3 protein-coding genes are annotated in these 11836 nt (G+C 61.2%); all 3 read left to right on the top strand.

Annotated features, from left to right (window positions below; translation table 11 throughout):
• A partial coding sequence (locus tag IB268_RS30315; protein WP_192355281.1) for a VCBS domain-containing protein occupies positions 1 to 6626 on the top strand: 6626 nt, incomplete at its 5' end.
• Positions 6627 to 6787: 161 nt separating this feature from the next.
• On the top strand, positions 6788 to 11032 hold the full coding sequence (locus IB268_RS30310) for a retention module-containing protein (RefSeq protein WP_192355280.1): 4245 nt from the start codon (positions 6788 to 6790) through the stop codon (positions 11030 to 11032).
• A gap of 104 nt (positions 11033 to 11136) precedes the next feature.
• Positions 11137 to 11820, top strand: coding sequence for a transglutaminase-like cysteine peptidase (locus IB268_RS30305; RefSeq protein ID WP_175162500.1), 684 nt, complete (start codon positions 11137 to 11139; stop codon positions 11818 to 11820).
• The last annotated feature ends 16 nt before the right edge of the window (positions 11821 to 11836 follow it).

Raw genomic sequence — 11836 nt, 5'->3', positions numbered from 1 at the left:
ATGGACAGCAGCTCAAGGACACCTTCACCTACACGATCCGTGATGCCGACGGCGACGTCAGCACCACCACCATCACCGTCACCATCAACGGCCACACCGATGGCGTGCCCGGCGTGACCGTCCCCGACGCCAACGGCGCCGATGCCGGCAACGTCAGCATCGCCGAGAACGCCACGCAGCCGGTCACCGGCGAACTGACCGTCTCCGCACCGGAAGGCCTGGCTACCGTCAAGATCGGCAACGTCACCCTCTCTGTGGCCGACCTGCAGGCGCTGGGCACCACCCCGGTCGTCGTCAACGGCACCGAAGGCAAGCTCACGCTGACTGGCTACGACCCGGCCACCGGCAAGATCACCTATAGCTACCAGCAGGACGGGACGGCCAAGAACCACACCGCCGGCGACGACTCCGTCACCGACAAGTTCACCGTCACCGTCACCGATGCGGCCAACCAGGTCAAGTCCGACGACCTGGTCGTACTCATCACCGACACCGCGCCCGAAGCCAAGCCCGACACCGCTTCCGTCACGGAAGACACCGCACTGACCGCCTCCGGCAACGTCATCAGCGGCACCGGCGCCGACACCCTCGGCGCGGACGTCACCAACGTCGTGGGCGTGGCCAAGGGCACCGTCCCCGCCGGCCAGAACGTCACCGGCAACGTCAACACCGCCGTCAACGGCGAGTACGGCAAGATCGTCCTCAAGGCCGACGGCACCTACACCTACGAGCTGAACAACAACGACCCGCGCGTGAACGCGCTGCTCGATGGACAGCAGCTCAAGGACACCTTCACCTACACGATCCGTGATGCCGACGGCGACGTCAGCACCACCACCATCACCGTCACCATCAACGGCCACACCGATGGCGTGCCCGGCGTGACCGTCCCCGATGCCAACGGCGCCGATGCCGGCAACGTCAGCATCGCCGAGAACGCCACGCAGCCGGTTACTGGCGAACTGACCGTCACCGCACCGGAAGGCCTGGCCACCGTCAAGATCGGCAACGTCACCCTCTCTGTGGCCGACCTGCAGGCGCTGGGCACCACCCCGGTCGTCGTCAACGGCACCGAAGGCAAGCTCACGCTGACTGGCTACGACCCGGCCACCGGCAAGATCACCTATAGCTACCAGCAGGACGGGACGGCCAAGAACCACACCGCCGGCGACGACTCCGTCACCGACAAGTTCACCGTCACCGTCACCGATGCGGCCAACCAGGTCAAGTCCGACGACCTGGTCGTACTCATCACCGACACCGCTCCGGAAGCCAAGCCCGACACCGCTTCCGTCACGGAAGACACCGCACTGACCGCCTCCGGCAACGTCATCAGCGGCACCGGTGCCGACACCCTCGGCGCGGACGTCACCAACGTCGTGGGCGTGGCCAAGGGCACCGTCCCCGCCGGCCAGAACGTCACCGGCAACGTCAATACCGCCGTCAACGGCGAGTACGGCAAGATCGTCCTCAAGGCCGACGGCACCTACACCTACGAGCTGAACAACAACGACCCGCGCGTGAACGCGCTGCTCGATGGACAGCAGCTCAAGGACACCTTCACCTACACGATCCGTGATGCCGACGGCGACGTCAGCACCACCACCATCACCGTCACCATCAACGGCCACACCGATGGCGTGCCCGGCGTGACCGTCCCCGACGCCAACGGCGCCGATGCCGGCAACGTCAGCATCGCCGAGAACGCCACGCAGCCGGTCACCGGCGAACTGACCGTCACCGCACCGGAAGGCCTGGCTACCGTCAAGATCGGCAACGTCACCCTCTCCGTGGCCGACCTGCAAGCGCTGGGCACCACGCCGCGTGTCATCACCGGCACCGAGGGCAAGCTCACGCTGACTGGCTACGACCCGGCCACCGGCAAGATCACCTATAGCTACCAGCAGGACGGGACGGCCAAGAACCACACCGCCGGCGACGACTCCGTCACCGACAAGTTCACCGTCACCGTCACCGATGCGGCCAACCAGGTCAAGTCTGACGACCTGGTCGTACTCATCACCGACACCGCTCCTGAGGCCAAGAACGACACGGCGGGCATCACGGAAGGCACGACCGCCCCCATCTCCGGCAACTTGTTGGGCAACGACACGCTCGGCGCCGATGCAGTCACGACGGTCATCACTACCGGCGATGCCAAGTACGGCACGCTGGTAGACAATGGCGACGGCACCTGGTCCTATCAGCTCAACAACAGCCTGCAAGCTGTCCAGGGGCTGCAGGCGGGCGAATTGCTGACCGAGACCATCCGCTACACCATCACCGATGCCGACGGCGACAAGAGCGAGGCCGTGCTGACGATTACGATCACCGGCACGAACGATCTGCCCTCGATCAGCAGCGCCAGCATCAACCTGTCTGAAGAAGGCCTGCCGCACGGCATACCTGACAGCAATGGCACCACGGATACGACGAACGCTGTCACCTACTCCGGCAACCTGACCATCTCCGATTTGGATGTGAAGGACACCCATACCGTCACCTTGGTCAAGCCGGCGGACAACGCCCTGACCTCACAAGGAAAACCTGTCGTCTGGACCCTGTCGGACAATGGCCACACCCTGGTCGGCAAGGACTTCCACGGAAACTCCGTCATCACTGTCACGATGACCGACGCGGGCGGCTACACCGTAACCCTGTCGGGCCAAGTGGATCACCCGACGAACTCGGTCGAGGACGTGCTCCAGCTGGGTATCGGCGTGCAGGTCAGCGATGGCCACGCCACCAGCAACGGCACCATCACGATCAATATCGAGGATGACAGTCCGGAATTCGGCGCCGTCTCCAATACTGTGATGGAGAATGCCGCCACCAGCGCCACCGGCACCCTGGAATTCCATACGGGCGCCGACGCCGTGGGCGCCACGCTGGTCGTGTCGTCTGTCGGTCAGCTGCCGCAGAACTGGACGACCAGCGCGCTCAACAAGTCTTCGGTCGACATCTTCTCGCCCAACGGGACCAAGATCTTCACGGTGACCCTGAATCCGGAGGGCGGCTATACCGTCACCCAGCACGAAGCCCGGCCCGGGACGACCGCGTCGATCGACTTGGCCTCCTCGATCAGCAACAACCCCCAATCCACCTATGACCTCGGCTATGCCACGCTGAGCGCCGGCGGCGGAAAGACGTTCAATGCCAACACGTTCGGCAGCGGAAATTCGTTCGGGATCGGCAACACCTCCTTCGACTCGGGCGAAAGCTTCCGCATGGACTTCAACGAAGCCCTCTCGGATTTCAAGCTGAATGTCGCGGAAGTCAAGGGAAGCGGCACGCTCAATATCACGGTATGGAGCGACGGCGTCTCCAAGATGATCTCCGTACCCGTGAACAGTACGACTGGCGCCATTCACATCACGAAGGAGATGTTGAGCCAGGGCACCCCCTCGTTCACTCAATTCGATAGCATCGAGGTCACCGCGGGCAGCGGCGTCAGGATGTCCTTCCTCACGACCGGCTCCTATACGGAAAGCGTTCCCGCCGGCCCGATGGACTTCACGGTTGGCGTTACCGGAACGGATGGCGACGGCGACAAGGTGAACACGCATTTCAACGTGACCTCCACCGCGGAATCCGCCGTTACGAACGCGACGAACAAGGTGGCGGAAGCCACCGGCGACACCGTTACGGGAACGATGCAGATTTCCGCGGCGTTGGGCATCGTGAGCGTCGACGTAAATGGCGTGGACGTCACCAAGGCGACGAATGCCAACCCCGTCAGCCTGACCACGGGCAAGGGCACGCTCAAGATCACCGGCTACGATCCAGCTACCGGCAAGCTCACTTACACCTATACCGAGAAGGGGAAATCCCAGAATCACTCGAACGGCAAGGACAGCGTGCATGACGACTTCATCGTGACCGCCAAGAATGCTGGCGGCCACGGCAGCAGCGGCAGCCTGATCATCCAGATCACCGACACGGCGCCCGAGGCAAAGCCGGACACGGCCAGTGTGACGGAAGACAAGGTCTTGGAAGCCACCGGCAACGTCATCACCGGCACCGGTGCGGACGCCGTGGGCGCCGACGTGACCACGGTGGTCGGCGTGGCCAAGGGTTCGGCCAACGCGAACAAGGCGATCGAAGGCAACGTCAACGCCGAGGTCAATGGCGTGTACGGCAAGATCACCATCCACGCCGATGGCACCTATACCTATACCCTGAACAACACCGATCCGCGCGTCAATGCACTGGGGCAAGGCGACAAGCTCTCGGACGTGTTCTCGTACACCATCCGCGATTCCGACGGCGACTTCAGCACCACGACCATCACCATCACGATCAATGGCACCAATGACGTGCCGGTGATGACCAACGACTTCCGGTCGGTCACGGAAGATGTGAACGTCACGGGCGGAAATCTCACCGTCAAGGGCGCGGTCACGATCACGGATCCCGATGCCGGCCAGTCGACCTTCGACACCGCCACCCTCAAGCTCACCAACAGCACGCATGCCGGCGGAGCGCTGGGCGTCATCGTAATGAAACCCGATGGCACCTATACCTACAACGTCAACAACGCCGCGATCCAGTTCCTCAAGGCGGGCGAAAGCATCGTCGAGACCTACACGGTCGCCTCCGCCGACGGCTCGGCCACCAGCACCATCACCATCACCATCAATGGCGTCAACGACGCGCCCACGACCGTGGACGGTTCCGCGAACCTGGAAGTTGGCGATAACCAGTACGTCTTCTCGCTGAACGATTTCCGCTTCGACGATGGAGCGGAAGGCAACAGCCTGCAAAGCGTCATCATCACCCAACCGCCCACCAGCGGCACGATGACCTATAACGGCAAGCCGGTCACGGCCGGCATGGAGATTCCGAAGTCGGCCATCGAACAAGGCCTGCTGAAGTTCACGCCGGGCGCCGACAAGCAGGACAGCTCCTTCAATTTCCAAGTGAAGGACAATGGCGGCACGGCGAATGGCGGCAACGACACCTCGACCGAGCACAAGTTCGTCATCTCCGCCGATCACCTGGTGACCCATGGCAATGACGACAGCGGCAGCGGCGGCAAACCGCCGCTGAACGGCGGGTCGGGTGATGACGTCATCCTGGCGGACCAGGGCGGCTACGTCACGAACGTCACCCCCGGCACGAACTACAACATTGCGCTGGTGGTGGACCGTTCAGGCAGCATGTCCGCGCAGTCCGGTTCCGGTGTCAACCGCATGCAACTGGTTAAGGACGCGCTGGTCAAGCTCGCCGCCGACCTGGAGCACCACGACGGCGTCGTCAACGTATCGCTGATCGGCTTCGCAACCCATGCTCAAGATCCGATCACGTTCAACAACCTCACGCAGGCCAACCTGAACCAGTTGATCAAGGCGATCAACGATCTGACTATCGCGACGGGTAACACTGCGGGGACCAACTACGAAGCCGCCTTCAACGCGACCGTGAAGTGGTTCGCCGATCAGGGCAAAGTGAATCCCAGCGGTACGAAGTTCGAGAATCTGACGTTCTTCCTGACCGACGGAAACCCGACGCAGTACTACTACAACGACAAGAAGGGAGTGGACGGACCGGGTAACGATACCGACTACAACACCATGAAGGAATCCGTCGACGCCTTCAAAGCCCTGAGTGGCACCAGCAAGGTCCACGGCATCGGTATCGGGACTGGCATCGACAGCAACATCCTGCGCTTCTTCGACAATACGGACACTGTCGGCGATGGCCGGATCTCGTTTAACTGGGGCCTCAACACCGTCACCGGCAAGGTTGGCTCCATTGACATCGTCAACACCGCCAACGACCTGGAGGCCGCGCTCAAGGGAGGCAGCAGCACGAGCAATCCGGCTGAAGTCGGCCACGACACCGTCTACGGTGGCGACGGCAACGACATCATCTTCGGTGACGCGATCAACACCGACCACCTCGCGTGGGCCGGCAATCCCGCGGGATCCCACAATGGTGGCGGTCTCGACTCGCTGAAGGACTACCTCCAGGCGGTAGACGGCGTCGCCGCGACGAACGAACGGATATACGAGTTCATCAAGCAGAATCCGGGTCAGTTCGATGCGGCTGGCGACACGCGTGGCGGCAATGACGAATTGCATGGCGGCAAGGGCGACGACATCATCTACGGCCAGGGCGGCAACGATGTCCTGTGGGGTGATGACGGCAACGACAAGCTCTATGGCGGAACCGGCAACGACGAGCTCCATGGCGGCGCCGGCAACGACATCCTGGTCGGCGGCAAGGGCAACGACACCATGTGGGGTGACGGCGGCAGCGACACGTTCAAGTGGCAGCTTGGCGACCAGGGCACCACGGCGCAGCCTGCGATCGACACGATCAAGGACTTCTCGAAGGCCTCGGTCGTCGACGGCGGGGATGTGCTGGACCTGAAGGACCTGCTCGTGGGCGAGAAGGACGGCAACCTGTCGCAGTACTTGAACTTCAAGCAGGATCCGGCCAACTCCAACAATACGCTCGTCGAGATCAACACCCAGGGCAAGCTTGGCTCCCAGGGCGCGGATCAGAAGATCGTGCTGGAGAACGTTGATCTCACCCATGACGCGAACGGTCAGGCCATGAGCAATCAGGCCATCATCAACGACCTGCTGCAGAAGGGTAAGCTGAACGTCGACCACAGCTAAGCAGCAAGCCCCGGGAAGGCCGGCAACGGCCTTCCCGGCGGTGCATTTCCCGCCTAGCATCTGCATTGCTGCTTGACCCTATAAGTGTTGCCAGTATCTAGTCCCGGCAACGACATCTAGTATCTGGCCATCTTGGATAACGCCCTGAAGAGGGAACCAACATGGCCAATACGTCTCCCGCAATCGTCAACGAAATTTCCGGTCGCGCGTGGTTGCGCCATGGCGACGGATCCCTGACCGAACTGCACCTCGGCAGCAAGGTTCCTGCCGGCAGTGACGTCGTCACGGCGTCAGGCGCCACGGTTTCCCTTCAAGTCGAAAACGGCATGCCGATCATCATCGGCGAAGGCCGCGAGGTCGCGCTGACCAGCGAAATGACCGGCACGCTCGACGATGTGTCCGAAGCGGCGGTCACGCCCCCCAAAGGCACCGACTCCGAACGTTTGCTGGCAGCCCTGCGCAATGGCCGCGATCTGTTCGATGAACTCGATCCCACCGCCGCCGTGGTAGCAGGCGGGGGTAGCGCCGGTGGCAGCAGCTTCGTCCGTTTGGCGCGCCTTCTTGAAACCACCAGTCCGCTTGATCTGAGCTATTCCAATCCCGGTCGCAGCGATGCGGCACTGCCTCGCATGTCCAGCACTGGCGCCATCAGCAACGACGACGAGACACCAACGCCGGTCAGCGTCAACCATGCGCCCGCCGCACGAGACGATGCAGGACTGGGTGATCAGAACCATCAGGTGCGCGGCAACCTGCTCGCGAACGACACGGACCCAGACGGCGATCCATTGGCAATAGCGTCGGTCGGCGGCAGGCCCATGACCTCGAGCGGCGTTACGGTCGCGGGCAGCAATGGCGGCACGTTCACCGTTCTACCTGACGGGAGCTACGTCTACACGCCGGGGAAAGAGCATCAACACCTAGCCGCGGGCGAAACCGCCACCAGTACCGTTTCGTACTCCATCACGGACCCCAGCGGTGCCGCCGCCATGGCAACGGTCGTCGTGACGATCGCCGGCGTCAACGACGGTCCGGTTTCCACCACTATCTCCGATACCTCCAGCCTGGATGCACAGACGAGCGTGCGCTACGACGTTTCCGGCCACTTCTCGGACCCAGACACCAGCGACAGGCTTACCTTTGCCGCCACCGGCTTACCGCCCGGCTTGAGCATCGACCCGAACACCGGAATTATCGGCGGTGATGTCGACCATTCCGCTTCGCAGGGCGGTGTCGGCGGAAGGTATACGGCCACCATTACTGCGACCGACGCGTCCGGCGCCACGACGTCCCAGGAATTCCACTGGAACGTCATCAATACGATCCCTGTCGTTGCCGACGATACGGGCACCACGGACGAGGACACCACCCTCAACGTCAACGCCCAGCACGGTGTACTGGCCAATGACAGCGATCCGGATGGCGACACCCTGTTTGTTTTACGCGTCAACGGCAGCGCAGCCAATGTCGGCGTGGCGATCGTCGGGACTCATGGCGGTAGCTTCACGCTGAATGCCGACGGTTCCTACACCTTCAACCCTGGCTCTGCCTTCCAGCATCTCGGCATCGGCGAAAAAGCCCACAGTTCGATTACCTACTCCGTTTCCGATGGAGAGGGAGGCACGGCCATCGCCACCCTCACGATCGAAATCCTCGGAACCAACGACGCGCCAGTCCTTCTAGCCCAAGTCCACCAATTATCGGAGGACCACTCGGCGTCTGGCAACGTGCTCATAGGCACGGTCGACGTCGACAACGACACGCTGACAATCACAACCTTCACTGTCAACGACACAAAGTACGACGCAGGCAGTACCGCAAATCTCGTTGGCGTGGGTTCGATCCTCATCAAAGCGGATGGCAGCTATGTCTTTACGCCGGATTCGAACTGGAACGGAGATGTCCCGCCGATCACGTACACCGCGACGGACGGTGCGACGACGATCTCATCCACCCTCGATCTCCAGGTCCAGTCCGTCAATGACGCCCCCGTCTCGCTGGACTTCACCGGCAACGTAGCGGCTGGCAATAGCTACATATTCGGTCTCGACGACTTTCCTTTCTCCGATTCAGGGGAAGGCGATTCGATGCACTCCGTGATCATCGACTCCCTGCCCTCCTGCGGCATGCTGTTGCTGGACGGAAAGCCGGTGGTACAGGGGCAGGAGATCAGTGCCGGGGATCTGGCCAGCGGCAAGTTGGTGTTCGAGTCCGGCGCTTTCAATACCGGCATAGACGCCGGCGCCTCCTTCGACTTTCGCGTCAAGGATACCGGCGGCACCGCCAACGGGGGGCACGACACATCTAGTCAGCAAACGTTCAAGCTGCATCTGGACCAATTCGTCAGTGGCAACAACGATGACGAAACCTTGAACGGCGGCTCGGGCAACGACGTGCTGCTGGGCGACCAGGGTGGCATGGTGAAGAACGTGATGCCGGGTACAAGCTACAACATTGCTCTGGTTCTGGATCTGTCGTATTCAATGAATTGGGTTGTTGATTCCAACGCGGCAACACCACTCGATACGGTCAAGACAGCCCTAAAGACCATGCTGGAGAGTCAACTGGCGGTTCATGACGGCACCATCAACGTATCACTGATCACTTTCGGGAACCACAGAACCACGCTGCAGAAGACGGTTTCGGGGCTGACACCCGACAATGTTGACGAAATCGTGGACACCCTTCTTGGCCTACAGCCATATAGCTGGACCAAACCATATGGCGCGGCCTTCCATGCAACCAAGGACTGGTTCGACGGCCAGCCAACGGTTGACAGCAACGGCAATCCGTACAAGAACCTGACCTACTTCCTGACAAATGGCGTTCCGGAATTAGAACTGACTTACGACCGCGACGCTGAATTCAGCAATCTCGCCGAAATCAGCGACGTGCATGCCATTGGCGTTGGCACCCTTTCTCATACTTCTGGGGCCTTCAAATTCGATAACGCCATACTCGACAAATATGACAACACCGGCGGCGAATTCACGTACTACAAGAATCTTCTTCAGTTCGACGGCGGTGATTCAGATCTATTGACTGCGAACGATCCCGAGAATTGGCAGCAAGAAGGTGACGGCAGAGTAGGTTATGGCAGCTACGCAGTGAAGGATGAGGGTCCCTTTACGGAGATCGCCCACTTCCTGGTCATTGCCGACACGACGGCAGACGGCCAGCCCTTCGCCGTAACCATGCGCGAAGCCGACAGAATTACGGTGACCCATTCCGCAGGCGTCTCGTTCGACTTCGATACGGTGAATGCGGGAGAATTGCGTGAAGTTGGCACGTTCAAGTGGGTCTTGCTAAAGCGGATCGGTTCGACGTGGGCAGAAGTCGAGGCAGGTACAGACGCCAACACCAAAACACTTATCCACGGTCCTGGCGACTATAGGTACCAGTTCATAGTCAACAATATCAGCGGGAGCAATGGCGGTTTCGGCGCGTCTATCGCTATCAACACGATCCGGATGTGGTACTCAGGCCGCCCAGACAACAGTTCGGATCTCATCGACAGTGACCTTGCTCGTACTGGCAACTCGCAGTTCCTGCAGAGGCCGTCGGATCTGCAAGCGGCCTTGCTCTATGACAGAACGACTCCGGTCGCTAACGACAAGATTCATGGTGGAGAGGGCTCGGACATCCTGTTTGGTGATGCAATCAACACTGATCACTTGCCGTGGAACGTTGACGGCAACGCCGCCAGGCCCGCAGGTCTTCCCGACGGGGCCAGCCTCGACGCGCTCAAGCAGTTCCTGCTATTGAAGAACGGCATCCAACCGACCGACGCCGATCTACACAAGTTCATCTCGGACAACCACGCGCTTTTCGACGTGCAGGGCGATCTGCGCGGCGGCAACGACGAGCTGCATGGCGGCGCGGCCAACGATATTCTTTACGGCCAGGGTGGAAATGACCAGCTCCACGGAGATGAGGGCAATGACGTCCTGTCGGGCGGCACCGGCAGCGACACGCTGTTTGGCGATGCAGGTAACGACGTGCTGATCGGGGGCAAGGGCAATGACATTCTGTACGGCGGTTCGGGCAGCGATACGTTCAAATGGGTACTCGACGACCAAGGCGCCGCAGGCACGCCAGCCGTAGACACGATCAAGGACTTCTCGATCCTGAAGCCCGCCGATGGCGGCGACATTCTGGATCTGCAAGGATTGCTGGTCGGCGAGGATGACGGCTCACTCTCCAAGTACCTGGCTTTCCACCTGGAAGGCAACGATACGGTCATCGATGTGAATACCCGAGGCAAGCTGAGTACCATGGGTGCGAGCCAAAAGATCGTGTTGGAAAACGTGGACCTCACCCACGATGCCCACGGCCAATCCATGAGCAACCAGGCCATCATCAATGACTTGCTGCAAAAAGGTAAGCTGGCCGTCGACCATGCCTGAGCAATAGCTCCAGGGAAGACCCAGCAGGCTCTTCCCGCCCCCGCATGACGCATTTTTTCCCAAGGCGCATCTAAGATGCCCGGAAAAATGTGAAAATCCGTTTCATGCCATCGTCCCGCCGTTTCCGCCGCACGCTGAATCTGTGCCGATTGGCTTTGCTATGCCTGGCTTGCGGCTGGGGCGGAAGTTCCGCCCTGGAAGTGAATGCCGACCGGCTGCAAAGCCTGTCGGCCAGCCGCTATGGCGCAAAAGGCTCCAAGGCGGTTTCGGAATGGCTGCAATTGATGCGCAGCCCCGCCCCTGCCCAGGAAAAAGGCGCGCTGACACAGGCCAATGATTTCTGGAACCGCTCCCTGATGTCCGGCGAGGACATCACCATCTGGAAACAGGCCGATTATTGGGCCACGCCATTAGAATCGCTGGGCAGGGGCGCGGGCGATTGCGAAGACTACGTCATCGGCAAGTACTTCACGCTGCTGGCGCTGGGCGTGCCTGCCAACAAACTGCGCTTCATCTACGTCCGCGCGCGCATCGGCGGCGCGGCCAGCAGCACCCAGATCGCCCACATGGTGCTGGGCTATTACGAAACCCCCAACGCCGTGCCGCTGGTGCTGGACAACCTGATCTCGACCATTTTGCCCGCCACGCAGCGCCGCGACCTGACGCCGGTATTCAGTTTCAATGCGGACGGCGTCTATGTGGACGGCAAGCCCGCCGCGCCGGTTGACCGTCTCAGCCGCTGGCGTGATCTACTTCAACGCATGGAACGGGAAGGCGTGCGCCCCTGATGTCCGGAAATAAGAC

This window comes from Achromobacter sp. ACM01, from assembly GCF_014851745.1.
Classification (GTDB): Bacteria; Pseudomonadota; Gammaproteobacteria; order Burkholderiales; family Burkholderiaceae_B; genus Achromobacter; species Achromobacter aegrifaciens.
This window is presented reverse-complemented; position numbering and strand designations above follow the sequence as displayed.